The organism is Streptomyces sp. NPDC031100, from assembly GCF_055570785.1.
Genome location: NZ_JBVIGN010000006.1, coordinates 74,774 through 90,787 on the forward strand (window position 1 = coordinate 74,774; position 16,014 = coordinate 90,787).

Sequence of the window (16,014 nt, forward strand, 5' to 3'; positions counted from 1 at the left end):
GCGGTGTCGGGGAGGGCTTGGCCGCCTCAGCGGGCGGTGGTCCGCTGCCCGTCGACGGTCTCCGTTGTCGTCGGCGGACGCCGCAGGGACGAGGCGCGCAGGACGAGTCGGGGCTCGGGGGCGGGCGCCCCGCGCCCGGGCTCGGCCGGCGCGGTCGCTCCCGTGTCCACCGGCGCCGGCCGGCCTCCGAGCCGTGCGAGCAGCAGCTCCACCGCGTCCGCGGCGGCCCGGTCCAGGCGCAGATCGACCGCGGTGAGGGGTGGTTCGCAGGTCCGGGCGCGCAGTCCGTCGTAGCGGGTGACGACCATGACGTCGTCGGGGATGCGTCGGCCCGCCTCCCGCAGCGCCCGTACCGCGCCGACGGCGAAGGCGTCGACGAGCACGCAGAGCGCGTCGATGCCCGGGTGCTCCGCGAGCAGCGTGGCGCACCGGTCGTACCCCGCCTGCTCACCGCCGGCCTCCGGCGCGGTGGCGACGAGCGGCGTCCAGCCGTGTGCGATCGCCGTCCGTTCGTAGGCCGCGCGGGCGTCGAGCGAGGAGTGGCGGGCGCCTTCGCCGACGATCAGCGCCGGGCGCCGGGCCCCCTGGGCGCGCAGGTGCTCCAGGAGCAGTTCGGCGACACGGCCCCCGTGCAGGTCGACGTACGGGGCGTCGTCATCGGGTGCGGTGGGCCGGCCCAGTGCGACATAGGGCAGCCCGCGCTCCCGCAGCTGGGCCACGGCCGGGTCGTCCGCCTCGGGTTCCACGACGATCGCGCCGTCGATGTCGACGGAGTACAGCGGGGATCCGGACTGCACGGGCGGGATCAGCACCAGGGCGTACTCGTGGACGAGGGCCCGCTCGGCCGCGGCGGCGGCCACCTCCATGTAGAAGCCGAGCCGCGAGGGGCCGCCGGCCACCGCGAAGGGCATCGAGGAGGCCAGCGCGATCGCCCTGGCCTGGCCCCGGCGCAGCCGCTGGGCGCGCAGGTTGGGCCGGTAACCCAGTTCGGCGGCGACCCCCTTGATGCGCTCGCGGGTCCGCGGATCGACCTTGCCGATGCCGTTGAGGGCGTGGGAGACCGTTGTCCGCGAGACCCCCGCCGCCTGGGCCACATCGGCGATGGTGGGCCGGCGGGGGCCATGGGACGTGGTCATGCGCACATCTTGGCAACCGGCGCGCCCGGGAACCAGCCCCCTCCCCCGTCATGCGGTCGACTCGCGAGCCGCCGCGTGGCCCACGGTCAGTGGGCGGGAGCCGAGATCTCCCGCTTGAGGATCTTCCCGCTGGGGCCCATGGGCAGGGCGTCCACCAGCCACACCCGGCGCGGGTACTTGTAGGCCGCCACCCGCTCGCGCACGTACTCCTGGAGTTCCTCGGGGCTCGTCTCGGTGCCCGGGCGCAGGACGACGGCCGCCGCGACCTCCTCGCCGAGCCGTTCGTCGGGCACGCCGAGGACCGCGGCGAGGGCGACGGCCGGGTGCTCGTGCAGGACCTCCTCGATCTCGCGCGGGTAGACGTTGTAGCCGCCGCGGATGATGAGGTCCTTCTTGCGGTCGACGATGTACAGGTAGCCGTCCTCGTCCTGGCGGGCCAAGTCGCCGGTGCGCAGCCAGCCGTCGGGGATGGTGGCCGCTGTCTCCTCCGGGCGGTTCCAGTAGCCCTTCATCACATTCGGTCCGCGCACCGCGAGTTCGCCGACCTCGCCCGGGACCACGTCCCGGCCGTCGTCGTCGACCAGCCGTACCTCGACGTCCCGGATGGGGGTGCCGATGGATCCGGCCTTGCGCGGGCGGTCGGGGTGGTTGAAGGAGACGACCGGGCTGGTCTCGGACATACCGAAGCCTTCCAGCACCATGCAGCCGAAGCGGCGCTCGAACCCGTGCAGGATCTCCACCGGCAGGGACGCGCCGCCCGAGACGCACATGCGCAGCGTGGACACGTCGGCCTCGGCGGGGTGCTGGAGCAGGGCCGCGTACATGGTGGGGACGCCCTCGAAGACGGTCGCGCGGTCGCGGGCGATGGCGTCGAGCACGGTCTGCGGGTCGAACCGGGGTACGAGGGTGAGCGCGGCGCCGCTGCGCACGGCCACGTTCATCGTGCAGGTCTGTCCGAAGATGTGGAACAGCGGCAGGCAGCCCACGATGACGTCCTCGGGTGTCATCCGCTGCACATGGACGACGTTGACCTCGGTGTTGTGGCGCAGTCCCGCGTGGGTCAGCGCGGCTCCCTTGGGGCGGCCGGTGGTGCCGGAGGTGTAGAGCAGAACGGCCACGTCGTCACCGGCGACGGTGGCGATGCCGTCCTGCGGCTCCAGCCGGGCCAGTTCGGCGGCGAAGGCGGCAGGGTCCACGGCGATGTGCCGTACCCCGGCCGCGGCCGCGCCCCGGGCGCCCTGCCCGGGCGCCTGGTGCCACTCGAAGAGCAGCACGGCGCCGGAGTCCCGCAGGTGGTACTCGGTCTCCCGCTCCTTGAGCAGCGGGTTCACGGGCACCACGATCCCGCCGGCGCGCAGGATGCCGTAGTAGAGGACGACGAACTCGGGCACGTTCGGGAGCATCAGCGCGACCCTGTCGCCGGCCCGCAGGCCCTCGGTGCGCAGCAGGGCGGCGGCCTGGGCGCTCAGCCGGTCCAGCTCGGCGTAGGTGAGGGTCACCGTCCCCAGCCGCAACGCGGTGTTCTCGGGATGTCGGGCCGCCGTCTCCGCCAGGAATTCCGCCAGATTGGCCATGATGCCTCCTCGCATGCATGCTCACTGCGCCCGCCGTCCCCGCCGACGCTCACGGCATCGTGGCGTCCGTGCCGTGGGGCGTCCATGGCCGGGCGAACAGCTCACCGGCCCGAGGATTGTTCCGGGGACCAAAGAGCAGGCCGTACGCTGCATGGATGAGTCTGTCCGAGGTGAGCGCGGCCTTGCGGGTACGGCTGCCGGAACTGGGTGACCGGATGACCCGGCGCATCTGTGCGGAGGTCGAGTCCTACGCCGACGAGTCGCTGATCCCGTTCGCGTCGCTGCGGGAGTCCTGCACGGCCAACGCCGACCAGTTGCTCGGGCGTTTCGCGCTCGACGCGGAGCCGGATGTGCGGCCGGCGGAGGAGACCGGCCGGCTCCGGGCCGAGCAGGGCGTGCCGCTCGCGGACACGCTGCACGCGTACCGGATCGGTTTCGAGTACCTGTGGGCGCAGATGGTCGAGGAGGCCCAACGGCATCCGGAGGTCACGGACGCCCATCTGGTGGCGGGTTCGTCGGAGATCTGGGCGCAGTTCGGCCGCTATGCGGAGGCGGTCGCGGCGGCCTACCGCGAGGCCAGCGCCGAGCTGGCCCTGCGGCGCGAGGCGCGCCGCTCGGCGCTGGTGGAGGCGCTGTTCACGGGTGCGCTCGCGGACCGGACCACCTTGTGGGAGACGGCACGGCAACTCGGCCTGCCGGAGCGGGGACCGTACGCCGTGGTGGCCGCCTCCGTGCCGGATCCGGGCGGCGAGCCACTGCCCGGCATCGAGGCCGCCCTGCGGCACAGCGGTGTGCCGTCGGCCTGGCGGTTGCTGCCCGACCAGCAGATCGGGCTGCTTTCGCTGGCCCATCCTGATGCCGAGAAGGTGAGCCGTCGGGCGCTGCGGCACCGTCCGGCGCGGGTGGGGGTGAGCCCCCGGTTCGACTCGCTGCGCGACACCCCCGAGGCGCTGCGGTTCGCCCGGCTGGCGCTGGCCGGACTCCCGGGCGACGGGCCGGGCGTGGCGCGCTTCGACGACAGTCCCCTCGCCATGCTGGTGGCCGCCGCCCCTGCCGAGGCGGCGCGCCTGGTCGAGGTCGTGCTGGGACCGGTCCTGGAACTGCCGGCGCCCGAGCGGGCACGGCTCCTGCAGACGCTCGGGCACTGGTTCACGGCCAACGGCTCCGCCGCCGAGACGGCGAACCGGCTCTTCATCCACCCGAACACGGTGCGTTACCGGCTCCGGCGGATCGAGAAGCTGACGGAGCGCTCACTCACCGATCCCGCAGCCCTCGCCGACCTCGGCACCGCGCTGCACGCGCTGCGGCTCGTTCCGCGGTAGGGCGGCGGGAGGCGTTGACCGGCCGCTGGGGTGCGCAGCAGAGGTTTCGGAGCCACGCACGACTCTTTCCGCCACTTCGGGGCACTCGACCAGCAGGAATGCTGCTACCAGCGGGAGGCACACATGATTGCCCTCGGCGTCATACTGCTCATCGTCGGCTTCCTGACCGGCATTTCGATCCTGTGGACCATCGGGGTCATCCTCCTGGTGGTCGGAGTGATCCTGTGGCTCATGGGCTCCATGGGGCACGCGGTCCGCGGCCGACGACACTATTGGTGATCGTCGCTCTTGGTGACGGTCGCACCATTCCCTACCGGGTTATGTCTGCGCTTTCCAGGATCTCCTTGAGCGTGGACAGCTCGGTGTCGACCAGGGCCGTCTGCTCGTCGAAGAACCGGTCGTCGAACGTCGGAGGTTGGTAGAAGGTCATCATGAACTCGGCGCCGTCGCCGTTCGGGACGACGCGGGCGGGGACACGCCAGGACGCGGTGTCGTCCACGTAGTCGTGGTCCAGGATGCCCAACTCGGCGTCGGGGCGCAGGCGGAGCCTGGCCGGGCCCACCGGGGTCGTCATGGCCCACCAGTCGGGGTCCTCGGTGGGCTCGATGGACTTGATGTTGACGACGGCCCACTTCGACCAGTTGGCGGGGTCGGCCAGGAAGGCGAAGACCTCGGCGACGGGGCGGTCGATGCTCACGGTCTTGGTGACGGAACGGGCGATCATGGTCGCTCCTCAGGGTGTGGCGTGCGGTGGTGCGGGGTGGGGTTCGCCGACGAGATCCCGGATCCACTTCTCCAACTGGCTGCGCTGCGTGGCCTCGAGCGAGCCGAAGAAGTAGGCGTCGTTCTGGTCGGCGAGGCCGGCCAGCACGGGGACCAGGGCGCGCCCCTCGTCGGTGAGGACGAGCAGCACGGTGCGCCGGGAGGCGGGGTCGGGTTCGCGGCGGATCAGGCCCTTGGCGGCCAGCCGGTCGACGAGCCGGGAGACGGCTCCGGGGTCGATGGCCATGTGCTGGGCGACCGCCTTGGTGGTGGTGTGACCGTGGAAGACGCTCACCATCACCCCCCACTGGGAGACGGTGACGCCGTGCCGGCCGATCTCGGCTTCGAATCGGGCGTGGACCTCGTCGGAGAGTCGTCGCAGCCAGTAGCCGAGGTGGTCGTGCAGTCCGTGTGTCGTAGTCACACCAATAGCATGAGTGCCTAGGCAATTGTTGTCAAGGCAATGATTCGCGCAAGTCGCCATCTGTGGCCGGCCTGCGTGACGGTGCCCTGCCGCTTCGCCGACGCGGGCACCTGGACGGCGCTGGACAAGCTTCTGCGGCCGTCGCCCGGTTCACTGCCGCCCGCGTGCGAGCTCCGCGTAGGGCCGGTCCCTGTCGGAGAGCGGCAGTTCGGCACGCACGGTGGTTCCCACTGTGCGCGGACTGTCCACGAAGATCCGGCCGCCGAGGGCCTCCACCCGATCCTTGAGACCGACCAGGCCGGTACCGCGGGCGTAGTCGGCACCGCCGACGCCGTCGTCGTGGACGGTCAGGCTCAGCGTCTCGTCGCCGTGCTCGACGGTGACCGTGACGGCCGAGGCGCGCGCATGCTTGACCACGTTGGTCAGCGCCTCGGAGACGACGTAGTAACCGCTCACCTCGACCTGCTTGGGCAGCCCGCCTTCGGCATGGACCACGAGATCGACCGGGACGGGGCAGCGGCGGGCAAGCGCCTTGAGCGCGGAGACGAGACCACCCCTGGCGAGGATCGAAGGGTGGATGCCCCGCGCCATCTCGCGCAGTTCGTTCGAGGCATCCGTCAACCCGGTGGCCACCTCGTGGAGCCTCGCACGGAGCTCGGCCAGCCCGCCCGGCACCATCGCCTGCGCGGACCCCACAAGCAGCACCAGCGATACGAGCCGTTGCTGGACGCCGTCGTGGAGGTCGCGCTCGATCTGCCGGCGCGTCTCGTCAGCGGCGTTGACGATGCGGGCGCGTGAGGCGGTCAGCTCGGCACGGGCCTCGGCGTTCTCCATGGCGGTGGCGACCAGCTCGGTGAAGCTGGCGATCTGCGCCTCGGTGTTCCCCGGGAAGGGTCGGTCGCTGTGCGTCGAGGCGGCGATCACCCCCCACAGGCGCCCGCCCACAGTGACCGGGCAGCCGACCGACGAGCGGATGCCCACCGCACGCGCCTCCCGTGCGATCGCCCCGGTGGCGCCCGCGAAGCTCTCGATCCTGACCGGGCGTCCACTGTGCCGTACATCGCGGGCGACGCTCAGCCCGTCCAGGTCGAAACGGGTACCGACGAGCAAGGGGTCCGGTCGTCCGCTCCTGCTCCAGGCGGCGACGCCGGTGACGGTCCCGTCCGCCTCGTAGCGCTCCATACGGGCCACATCGGCACCGCTCAGCAGACCGACCTCGCGGGTGACGGCCTGGAAGACCGCTGCGGGCGGACCCTGGGCGACCAGTGTGGCAACCCTGCGCAGTGCGGCCTGCTCCTCCAGCAGCCGCTCCGCCGCCCGTACCGCCTGCCGCAGCCGGGCGGCCAGCTGTCCTACGACCACGGCCGTCAGGAGGAAGACGGCCAGGGCGACGATGTTCTCGGCGGTGTCGACCTGCAGCGCGTGTAGCGGCGGAACGAACAGGTAGGTGTAGACCACGATGCACAGCACCGATATGGCCAGCGCCAGCCTCGTCCCCCACACGACGGCGACGGGCAGAACGACGAGCAGATACAGCGCCAGAAGGTGCCCTGAGGCGATGTGCGGCTTGAGGAGCGCGATGACGCCGGTCACCGCAGCCACCATGGTCACGCCGGCGAGCAGCTGGTTCGGCCGGCGCAGAGCCGGCAAGCGGACCCAACGCCGTGCCATCGCATCGCTTCCCTGACCGGGCATGAACGGACGTAGCTAATCAAAGTGTGACATAACAGGGTGAAGGGCAAGTGATCGGTGAGCTGTCGCGGTCGGGTCACACCGCGTAGGCGATGTCGGCCCAGTGGACGGCGTGGCCCGCTTCCTGCCGGTCACCGTGGGCCGCGGTGACCTGGTCGATGATCATCAGTCCGCGACCGTGTTCGTCGTCGGCGAGGCCTGCTGCCCAGTCGGGGCCCGCGGGACCTCCGTCCGCCACCTCGACATGCACATGCCCGGTGGCGGGGTCGTGGCCCAGTCCCAGGCTCAGCGGCGGCTGAGCGTGCCGCACGGCATTGGCGACGAGCTCGGAGACGGTCAGCAGGACCGAGTCCGCAACCTCGCCGGCGACCCCCCACCGCGTGAGCAACGCCTGAGCCATGGTGCGGGCCTGCCCGGCGGCTTCCGGACGGTGCGCCAGGGGCCACGGATGTGCGGACGTCGATGCGCGGTGGTCGTACCTCACGTCCATCACCTCCTCCAGTACCGGGGCTTGGAGCGCCGTCCGTCCTGGATTCCCCCATCTTCGCGTCCGCCACCCGGGTGCGTCTTCGCGGCCAGCGCCCAATGTCTCTACCGGTCAGCCGGAGTGGCCGGACTGCAGTTGGCAGCAGCACACGGACCGAGCGGTGACTGCAGGGCCGAACGGGCTGCGAATACAGCTAGCAGGAATGCCGACCAGATGCCGCCCTGGGATCCTGTAGGCATGCTGCGGTGCATGGTTGTCGACGACAACCCCTACTTCCTGAACGCCGCGCGCTGCCTGCTCTCGCACCAGGACGTCGCCGTCGTGGGTGTGGCACGGGACAGCGCCCACGCGCTCCGGCTGGCCGAGGAGATCACACCGGACGTGGCGCTGGTGGACATCGACCTCGGTGCCGAGAGCGGCCTGGAGCTGGCCGGCCGGCTGCAGCGCGAGACCGGTCCGGCACCCCTTTCGGTGATCTTGATTTCCAGCCACGCCGAGGAGGAGTACGCCGACCTGATCGAGGCGAGCCCCGCGGTGGGCTTCCTGTCCAAGGAGCGCCTGTCGGGCGATGCCATCCGCACCTTGCTCGCCGGGGCGGACGACGACTGGCGGGACGACCCGGTCAACGGGCCTCCAGGAAGGTGATCACGGCGACGGAGCCTGGAGGCGTACGGACATCTCCACGATCACGTCGTCACCCTCCGCAAGGCCCTCCGGCTTGCGCACGGCGTTCTTCAGCGGCAGGAGATAGGCGCCGTCCTTCGGGAAGAGCGACGTCGTGAAGGCGGTCTCACCGATCCGGGCCTCGACCGGGATCACGCCCCAGCCGTACGTGGCCATCGCCGCGACCTCGCGGATGTCAGCGGACTCCTCGTCCGGCACGGCGACGAAGCAGTAGGGCGAGGGCCCGCGCCACTCGATCACACGGCTGGTGAAGGAAAGTTCCATGCGGTCGGTCCCGTTCCTCGATGAGCGCAGGTCGGCCCAGCGTACATGCGGTGTCCGGACCTCAACGTGCCCTGACCGCGACTCAGTTGGCGGGCTCAAGGCACCTGCGGCCGGTCAGCCGAGCCGCGGGCTCGGTTCGGCCGGTCGAGGGTGTCCGCGCCGTCGTCCGCGGCTGTCGCGAGGGCACATGCGCATCCGACTGACCCGCAGCCGGGACACGCTCTGCGGGGCCCTCGCTGCCAGTTTCCCCAGGGCCGGGTGCAGAACGGTGGGGGTGGGTTGTTGGCGTGCGCATCCCATCGGTCCGCCGCGTCGCACTGTCTGCTGTACAGGTCCAGCCAGCGGAACCGGGCGAGCAGCGCCGGGCCGGTCGCGGCCGTCGCAGCCCATTGCGCCTGCCCGTGGGGCAGGCGGTCGAACAGGGTCCATGCGCCGAGCGCAGGGCGCGGGGCAAGGCCGGGTACAACCGTTGCGGGGAGGGGGAACGGCGCGTGTCGGCACGGCAGTTGACGACTTGAGCGAGCCGACCTCGGGGTCACCTCGTTCGCGCGCCGCGCCCCCTGGTACGACCCGCGTCAGAGCTTGGCGCCGAAGTCCTGTGTCCACCACGGGCCGCCCGACCCTCGGTGCACGCCCACGCCGATCTCCTTGAACGAGCAGTTGAGGATGTTGGCGCGGTGGCCGGGGCTGTTCATCCAGGAGTCCATCACGGCCTGAGGCGTCTGCTGGCCCATGGCGATGTTCTCCCCGTACGTGGACCAGCGGTAGCCGGCGGCGGTGATGCGCTGACCGGGGTCCGCGCCGTCCGGGTTGGTGTGGTCGAAGAAGTTCCGGGCGGCCATGTCGTCGGAGTGGTTCTGCGCGGCCTTCTCCAGCTGCGCGTTCTCCGTGAGCGGCCCGCAGCCGGCGGCCGACCGCTCCTTGTTCACCAGCGCGACCACCTGCGCCACCGTGCCCGAGGGGGCCGACTGCGCCTGCGGTGTAGTGGGCGCGGTCTGCGGGGCCCTAGCCGTCCGGCTGGGGGCCGGCGCGCTCTTCTTCGCGGGTTTGGGGGTCTTCTTGGGGCTGTTCGCCTTCTTGGACGGCGATGCGGAGGGTGTCGCCGTGGCCGAGGCCGACGGCGAGGTCTCGACGGCGCGGGGTGCGGCGAGGTCGACGACGGGATCGCCGGCGGTCTGCGCGGCGGTCGTCCCTGCGTTCCCTGTCCCGGCGTCCGTGCCCAGGTACCAGATGCCGCCACCCGCGACGCAGGCCGCGACGACGGCGCCGCCGACCGCCCGGCGCCGGATCCGCCGGCGCCTGCGGGCCTCGCCCCGGGAGGGCGTGCGGCCGCGCGACGCGCGGTGGCCGTCCGCCGGGCCGGCTTCGGCGTGGGCTGCGGAGGCGTCGGGCCGGGACGCCGAGCCGGCCAGGGCCATCCCGCCCGCGCCGTGACCCAGCCTCGCCAGCAGCGCGGTCGACACCGAGACCAGCGCCAGCCCGGCCAGCAGCCCCTCCGCCGGCATCAGCCCGCTCCACAGGCCGGAGCAGCGTGCGCAGCCGCGGGCGTGCCGGGCTATGCGCTTGCGCCACAGCGCCGAGGGCCGGCCGTCCCAGGAGGCCAGCACGCCGCGCAGGTCCTCGCACGGCGGCTGGGCGTCGAGCGCCCGGACCACCACGCGGGCCGCCTCCAGTTGCGCCTTCATCCGCTGCACCCGGACCGCCGTGTGCTGCGGCGACAGCTCGAGGGCCGCCGCGACCTCGCCGCGGGTCAGCTCACCGGCGCACTCCAGCCACCACAGCGACAGCAGTCCTCGGTCCTCCGGCTCCAGCCAGCGGGTGGCACGCGCGGTCTCCTGGCGCTGGCCGGACAACTGGAGCTGCACCAGCGTCAGGTCCACGAAGTCCGCGCCCGGATCCGCGAGATCCTCGGCCTCCTCGACGGCGCCCGGCGCGACCTGCCGGTCCTGCCAGTGCGCGCGGACCTGGTTCATCGCGATCGCCACGAGCCAGGAGCGGAAGCTCTCAGGCGTCCGCAGACCGCCCAGCGCGTCCAGGGCGCGGAGCATGGTCTCCTGCACCACGTCGTCGACATCGACCGAGCCGTTCAAAGCACGCCCCACGATGTTGTAGACCAGCGGGAGGTACGCGCTGACCAGGGCGTCCTGGGCCTGCGGGTCACCCGCACGGGCAGCCGTCACCAACGCCGCCGTGTCCACCGTGTGCTGTGTACTCATCAATCGCTTCCTGTCCTCGTGCCGAACGGTGCTGTCCGATACCTGGGAGACCGCCCGGTGAGCCCCCGATAACAGTTCTTCGGAGATTAGTTCGACGACAGGGTGGCGGCGACGGGCTCACCCTCGCCATGGGGAACGTCACAGGAGGGGCACGGCGGGGCGTGCGCCCGGAAGTTCGGTCACCTGGGCGAACTGGCCCTAACGGCACAGTTCGTCCCCCAGAGCCGTGCGCGCGTACCGGACGGTGCGGCCGCTGCGGGTGCGGCTGAGCAGGCCCGCGTCGTAGAGGACGGCCAGGTGCTGGCTGACCGCGCCGGGGGTGACGTCCAGGCGGTGGGCGAGTTCGGTCGTGGAGGCGGGTTCGGCGAGGAGGCTGAGCAGGCGGGCTCGGGGGCGGCCGAGGAGTCGTACCAGGGCGCGGTCGGTGACCGGTGGCGGTGCCTCGGAGAGGGTCGCGCGGCCACGGGCCGGATAGATGAGCACCGGTGGGCGCGAGGGGTCGATCACCGTCTGGGCGCCGCGGGCGAAGAGCGTCGGCATCAGCACCAGGCCGCGCCCGGCGATGCGGATGTCGGCCGGTGGCCAGGGGGGCCGTGTCGGGCGGGCGGGTCAGCCGCAGCTGGTCGCCGGTCCACACGAGCCGCGCGTCGAGCCCGCCGAAGAGCGCCGCCGCCCCCTGTTCCGCCAACACCCGTGCCTGATGGGCGAGATCGGCCTCCAGGATGCTGTGCACGCGCGGCCACCAGCTGTCGTTGAGGCAGGTGCGCCAGTAGGCGTCCACGGCGTCGGCGAGCCGGGCGAGGAAGGCCGCCGGGTCGGCCAGGCCCCGCGCGACGACCGGCGGAAGGGCCTCCTCGGTGCGGTAGGTGGCGTGGAAGTCGGCGACGACGATGTCCGGCGGGGTGCGGCGGACCTCGTCGAGTTCCTCGGCGAAGACGGGGCGGGCACGGCCCGGGCGCGGGGTGAGGAAGTCGGGCACCCACAGCCAGGGGGCGATCAGGGCGGTGAGCAGTTCGCGGTCGAGCGTCTCCAGGTGCGGGCGGATACGGCGCAGCCACGGCCGGTGGTGCGGGTACCGGGCCGGGTCGTGCAGGCAGCGCAGCGAGAACACCGCCTCCTGCAGCGGGGAGTAGGCGAAGGAGGTGGTGGCGAGGTCGCCGACGGCGAAGGAGAACTCCATCATTGAGTGGCAGGCTAAATCATTGTCGGACGCCGGTGGAGACGGGGTTGGCTGTCGGACATGACCACGACACCCGTCTCACCCGCCCCTGACCAGCACGGCAGACCCGAAGCCGACCGCGCCACCCGTGCCGGCGGGCTGCTGCCGGCCGACCCGGTACTGCGGCTCGCCACCGTGCTGACCGCCGTCAACTCCCTGGGCAACGGCCTGTACTTCCCGCTCGGCGTCCTGTACTTCACGCGCATCGTCGGCCTGGACGCGACCGCGGTCGGCGTCGGGCTGACGGCCGCGGGCCTGGTGGGCGTCGTCGCCGGGGTGCCCGCCGGGCGGGCCGCGGACCGGTGGGGCGCCCGGCGCGTCGCGGCTCTGCTGTGGGGCGGCACGGGCATCGCCACGGCCGCGTACACCCTGGTCCACTCCTACATCGGATTCCTCGTCGCGGTGGTCTGCGCGACGACGTTGCAGATGGCGAGCCGAGGAGTGCAGGGCGCCCTGTATGCCGACGTGCTGCCGGCGGCGACGCGGGTGGAGGCTCGGGCGTATCTGCGGATGGTGACGAACGTCGCGATGGGCGTCGGCGGCGCGTTGGGCGCGGTCGCCCTGCAACTCGACACGCGGGGCGCGTACCTGACGGTGATCGTGCTGAACGCACTGTCCTTCGCGGGTCCCGCGCTGCTGGTGCCACGGCTGCCGCTGGCGTCGCATGTGCGTGAGCGCGCGGTCCTGGACGCCGACGCCCCGGCCGCGGACCGCTGGCGGGCGGTGCGCGACCTGCCCTTCCTCACGGTGACCGTGCTCAACGCGGTGCTGGTCGTGCAGTACACGCTGTCCGAGGTCGGGCTGCCCCTGTGGATCGTGGAGCGGACCGAGGCACCGCGCTGGACGGCTGCCCTGCTGATGATCCTCAACTGTGCGCTGGTGGCCCTCCTTCAGGTGCGTGTCGCCCGCCGCGCCTCCCAAGTGCCCAGCGCTGTAAGGGCGATGGGCTGGTCGGGGCTGCTGCTGGCGGCGGCCTGCGCCACCTACGCCCTGTCCGCGGGCCTCTCCCCCGTGTGGGCGGTGCTGTTGCTGAGCGCCGGCGCGGTGGTGCAGGTCTTCGCGGAGGTGCTGTCGGCCGCCGGCGGCTGGACCCTCGGCTACGAACTCGCCGACGCCCGCGCGCACGGTGTCTACCAGGGAGTGTTCGGCGCCGGCATGTCGGCCGGGATGATGGCGGGCCCTGCGCTGGTCACGGTCACCGCGATCGCCCACGGCGCGCTCGGCTGGGCGGTGCTCGGCGTGGTCTTCGCCGTGGCCGGACTCGCCGTGTCCCCCGCCGTGCGCTGGGCCCAGCGCGACGGCTCCTGGCGGGGCGAACCGGCCTGATGCGCCCCCGTCACTGCCGCTCTGCCCGGTCCGGCCCCACCCTGCTACCGGCTCACTCCACAGCAGGCTGCCGTGCGATGGCCCGTGACGCCGGCTGCCCCGCCGGGTCCTCGCTCCTCGTCACGGCGTCGGCGAAGCGGGCCGGCTGCTGCTCGTATCCCTTGGCGGCCGGTTCGGCCGGCAGGGTCTCCCGGTCGGCGACGTGCTTGTACGGCGCCGCCCGGCGCCTGTGGGAACGGTCGCAGGCGCTGCTCGCCGACGCCGTCCGAACGCCGCCCCCTCGGTGAGCGGACGGTCAGGGTTCGCGGTGCTCGTGTGCCGCCTGTTCCAGTGCTTCCGCCTCGGCCTCCGCCACGCGGGTCTCGGCCGCCACGTCGATCGAGCGGGTCAGCCACCAGTACAGCAGCGCGGAGACGGGCAGGCCGACGAACAGGGAGATGTCGGCTCCGCCCAGCGCCTCGGCGGCAGGGCCGACGAACAGGGTGCCGACCGAGAAGAACGGGATCATGACGGCGAAGCCGACCAGGTAGGCGATGATGCCGTGCCAGCCCCAACGGCCGTAGATGCCGTTCGGATTGAAGATCTCCGCGACCGCGTAGTGTCCGCGCCGCACGACGTAGTAGTCCATGAGGTTCACCGCGGTCCACGGGATGAACAGGTAGAGCACGAGTAGCAGGAAGTTGTTGAAGTTCGTGAGGAAGTTCGAGGTCGCGGCCAGGGCACCTACCAGGGAGAGCGCCGCGGTCAGACCGAGGGTGAGCAGCCGTACGCCGAGGGTCGGCCGTACTCGTTTGAACGAGTCGATGGCGCTGATGAGGGTCAGTGAACCGCCGTACATGTTCAGCGCGGTCACGGACACCAGCCCCAGGGCGGCGAAGAGCAGCACGATCGCGCCGAACCCGTCGAAGATCTTGTCGCCGGCGGCGTTGATCGACGCGATCGTCTCGAAGTCCTTGCCGGCCCAGGCGGCCAGCAGCGTGCCGAGCACCATCAGCCAGATGCCGCCGAGCGCGGAGCCGAAGTACGTCCAGTAGAAGGTCTTGCGGACCGTCACGTCCGGCGGGAGGTAGCGCGAGTAGTCCGAGACGTAGATGGCCCAGCTGATCTGGTAGCCGGCGACCACGCCGAACTGGGCCAGGAACGGGGTCCACTTGAAGGCGCCGAGGTCGAAGGAGCCTGCCGGGTAGTGCAGGTTGACCAGGACGCCGACGGTGAAGATCCCGAAGATGACGAGGAAGGTGTACGTCAGGAAGCGCTCGGCCTTGTGGATGATGTCGTAGCCCACCAGCGCGATGACGAGCGCGACCGCGGTGACCACGACCACCCACAGCTTGACGCCGCCGTGCAGCGTGGTGTGCAGGGCGTCGGCGGCGAGGATGCTGTTGAAGACGTTGAATCCCGCGTACTGCACATACGCGAAGAGCCACACCAGGAGGGCGCCGACGTACCCGAACTGGGGCCGCGACTGGATCATCTGCGGCAGGCCGAGCTGGGGGCCCTGGGCCGAGTGGAAGGCCATGAAGAAGGTGCCGGTGACGGTGCCGGCGACGATGGCCAGCAACGACCAGATGAGGTTTCCGCCCTCGGTGATGCTGATCAGCCCCACCGCCAGGGTGGCGATCTGCGCGTTGGACATGAACCAGAGCGGACCGAGATGCCAGAGCCTGCCGTGCCGCTCGTTCAGGGGCACGTAGTCGATGGACCGGACCTCCAGGCCGGACACCCTCGGCTCCTCCGCTGTGCTCATAACGCCTCCTGAGCCCGGTCCGACTCTCTGGTCACCTTCTGCCCCGCGGGTGAGGAGCGCAAGCCAGGCGGGCCATCACACAGCGTGAGCGATGGTCACGCCCACCTCCTGTTGTTCTGCTCACAATTCATGCCCAAAAGGGCCCGGCCGTGGCCGCGGTCACTTCGCAGAGCGGGCGTTTTGTTTACGTTCGCAGGGCTGTGTCCCCACCCCCGAACTGCCGAGGCTCCTCACCATGGCGTACCGAACCCGACCCCTGTCGCACCGCGCGGCGGTCTGCGGCGTGCTTGCCACCGCGGTGTCGACGCTGCTCGCGGCCGGTGCGCTGCACCCGGCACAGGCGGCCGCGGCCACCGCGTCGCCGCGCTCCGGCTCCGGACCGGCCGACTTCCGCACGACGGTGCAGGCCCAGGGCAAGGCGCGGGTGACGGCCGCGGTCCTCGACCTGGACGGCGCGGGCCGGACGCCCGCGGTGTACGGCGACGACGCCCCCTACGACACGGCGAGCATCATCAAGGTCGACATCCTCGCCGCGGTGCTGCTCCGGGCGCAGGACTCCGGGCACGCCCTGGCCGCGCAGGATCGCGCCAAGGCGGAGGCGATGATCGAGCACAGCGACAACGCGGCGGCCAACGCTCTCTGGCGGCGCATCGGCCTGGCTCCCGGCCTCGAGGCGGCGAACAAGCGGCTGGGGCTGATCACCACCAAGGGCGGTCCCGGTGCGAAGTGGGGGCTGACCCGGACCACGGCGCGTGACCAGATACGGCTGCTGCGGGCCGTGTTCGACACGGGTCCTGCCGCGAAGACGGCCTCCGCGCCGGGGCTCAGTGACACGTCCCGCGCCTACATCCGCACGTTGATGAGCCGTGTCGCAGACGAGCAGTCCTGGGGCGTCTCGGCGGCCGCCGGCTCCGGGTGGGCCCTGAAGAACGGCTGGCTGCAGCGCAACACGACCGGGCTGTGGGACGTCAACAGCGTCGGCCGGATCACGACGGGCGGGCACCACTACCTCGTCGCGGTGCTCTCGGACGGCAGCACGTCGATGAAGGACGGCGTCGCCCTGGTGGAACGGGCGGCCCGAGCCGCCGTCTCCTCCGCGACGGCCCGCTGACGAGCAGGCGTCCGGGGCGCCGCCCCCGGCGCTCGGCGGGGGGCGGCGCA

At 71.9% G+C, this 16,014-nt stretch carries 16 protein-coding genes; 6 read left to right on the forward strand and 10 right to left on the reverse strand.

Translation table 11 applies throughout. The features are described from left to right. Positions 1-26 precede the first annotated feature (26 nt). The gene (locus ACZ5DS_RS18500; protein WP_468239481.1) at positions 27-1,136 is read right to left on the reverse strand and encodes a LacI family DNA-binding transcriptional regulator; all 1,110 of its coding nucleotides are present in this window, start codon (positions 1,134-1,136) and stop codon (positions 27-29) included. Positions 1,137-1,222: 86 nt separating this feature from the next. Then, positions 1,223-2,710 carry a long-chain-fatty-acid--CoA ligase gene (locus tag ACZ5DS_RS18505; RefSeq protein ID WP_468239485.1) on the reverse strand — a complete coding sequence of 496 codons (1,488 nt, stop codon included), beginning with the start codon at positions 2,708-2,710 and terminating at the stop codon, positions 1,223-1,225. A gap of 155 nt (positions 2,711-2,865) precedes the next feature. On the opposite strand from ACZ5DS_RS18505, the gene ACZ5DS_RS18510 reads away from it, so the two are divergent. Beyond that, the gene (locus ACZ5DS_RS18510; protein WP_468239487.1) at positions 2,866-4,032 is read left to right on the forward strand and encodes a PucR family transcriptional regulator; all 1,167 of its coding nucleotides are present in this window, start codon (positions 2,866-2,868) and stop codon (positions 4,030-4,032) included. A 123-nt stretch (positions 4,033-4,155) separates the two neighbouring features. Continuing rightward, the gene (locus ACZ5DS_RS18515; RefSeq protein ID WP_468239490.1) at positions 4,156-4,311 is read left to right on the forward strand and encodes a DUF6131 family protein; all 156 of its coding nucleotides are present in this window, start codon (positions 4,156-4,158) and stop codon (positions 4,309-4,311) included. A gap of 31 nt (positions 4,312-4,342) precedes the next feature. Here ACZ5DS_RS18515 and ACZ5DS_RS18520 read toward each other — a convergent pair whose 3' ends face one another. The 4 genes from ACZ5DS_RS18520 to ACZ5DS_RS18535 all read right to left on the reverse strand — a co-directional run bounded on the left by ACZ5DS_RS18520 (position 4,343) and on the right by ACZ5DS_RS18535 (position 7,394). Beyond that, positions 4,343-4,756 carry an SRPBCC family protein gene (locus ACZ5DS_RS18520; protein WP_468239492.1) on the reverse strand — a complete coding sequence of 138 codons (414 nt, stop codon included), beginning with the start codon at positions 4,754-4,756 and terminating at the stop codon, positions 4,343-4,345. Between the two features lie 9 nt (positions 4,757-4,765). Beyond that, positions 4,766-5,218 carry a MarR family winged helix-turn-helix transcriptional regulator gene (locus ACZ5DS_RS18525; protein ID WP_468239495.1) on the reverse strand — a complete coding sequence of 151 codons (453 nt, stop codon included), beginning with the start codon at positions 5,216-5,218 and terminating at the stop codon, positions 4,766-4,768. Between the two features lie 150 nt (positions 5,219-5,368). Continuing rightward, positions 5,369-6,889, reverse strand: coding sequence for a sensor histidine kinase (locus ACZ5DS_RS18530; RefSeq protein ID WP_468239497.1), 1,521 nt, complete (start codon positions 6,887-6,889; stop codon positions 5,369-5,371). 97 nt (positions 6,890-6,986) lie between these two features. After that, the gene (locus tag ACZ5DS_RS18535; RefSeq protein WP_468239500.1) at positions 6,987-7,394 is read right to left on the reverse strand and encodes an ATP-binding protein; all 408 of its coding nucleotides are present in this window, start codon (positions 7,392-7,394) and stop codon (positions 6,987-6,989) included. A gap of 252 nt (positions 7,395-7,646) precedes the next feature. On the opposite strand from ACZ5DS_RS18535, the gene ACZ5DS_RS18540 reads away from it, so the two are divergent. After that, positions 7,647-8,042 carry a response regulator gene (locus ACZ5DS_RS18540; protein WP_468239502.1) on the forward strand — a complete coding sequence of 132 codons (396 nt, stop codon included), beginning with the start codon at positions 7,647-7,649 and terminating at the stop codon, positions 8,040-8,042. Here the strand turns inward: ACZ5DS_RS18540 and ACZ5DS_RS18545 are convergent, their stop codons facing one another. The 3 genes from ACZ5DS_RS18545 to ACZ5DS_RS18555 all read right to left on the reverse strand — a co-directional run bounded on the left by ACZ5DS_RS18545 (position 8,043) and on the right by ACZ5DS_RS18555 (position 11,101). Then, complete coding sequence (locus tag ACZ5DS_RS18545) at positions 8,043-8,345, reverse strand: DUF1905 domain-containing protein (protein ID WP_468239504.1); 303 nt, start codon at positions 8,343-8,345, stop codon at positions 8,043-8,045. A gap of 575 nt (positions 8,346-8,920) precedes the next feature. Then, positions 8,921-10,561: a sigma-70 family RNA polymerase sigma factor gene (locus ACZ5DS_RS18550; protein ID WP_468239506.1), complete on the reverse strand. Its 1,641-nt coding sequence runs from the start codon at positions 10,559-10,561 to the stop codon at positions 8,921-8,923. A gap of 198 nt (positions 10,562-10,759) precedes the next feature. Next, positions 10,760-11,101 carry an ArsR/SmtB family transcription factor gene (locus ACZ5DS_RS18555; RefSeq protein WP_468239509.1) on the reverse strand — a complete coding sequence of 114 codons (342 nt, stop codon included), beginning with the start codon at positions 11,099-11,101 and terminating at the stop codon, positions 10,760-10,762. A gap of 160 nt (positions 11,102-11,261) precedes the next feature. Between ACZ5DS_RS18555 and ACZ5DS_RS18560 the strand changes: the two genes are divergently transcribed. Continuing rightward, positions 11,262-11,747 carry a hypothetical protein gene (locus ACZ5DS_RS18560; RefSeq protein ID WP_468239511.1) on the forward strand — a complete coding sequence of 162 codons (486 nt, stop codon included), beginning with the start codon at positions 11,262-11,264 and terminating at the stop codon, positions 11,745-11,747. A gap of 54 nt (positions 11,748-11,801) precedes the next feature. Beyond that, positions 11,802-13,106: an MFS transporter gene (locus ACZ5DS_RS18565; protein ID WP_468239514.1), complete on the forward strand. Its 1,305-nt coding sequence runs from the start codon at positions 11,802-11,804 to the stop codon at positions 13,104-13,106. A 295-nt stretch (positions 13,107-13,401) separates the two neighbouring features. On the opposite strand, the gene ACZ5DS_RS18570 is transcribed toward ACZ5DS_RS18565, so the two are convergent. Further along, on the reverse strand, positions 13,402-14,853 hold the full coding sequence (locus ACZ5DS_RS18570) for a purine-cytosine permease family protein (protein WP_468239516.1): 1,452 nt from the start codon (positions 14,851-14,853) through the stop codon (positions 13,402-13,404). Positions 14,854-15,088: 235 nt separating this feature from the next. On the opposite strand from ACZ5DS_RS18570, the gene ACZ5DS_RS18575 reads away from it, so the two are divergent. Beyond that, positions 15,089-15,964 carry a serine hydrolase gene (locus tag ACZ5DS_RS18575; RefSeq protein ID WP_468239518.1) on the forward strand — a complete coding sequence of 292 codons (876 nt, stop codon included), beginning with the start codon at positions 15,089-15,091 and terminating at the stop codon, positions 15,962-15,964. Positions 15,965-16,014: the final 50 nt, after the last annotated feature.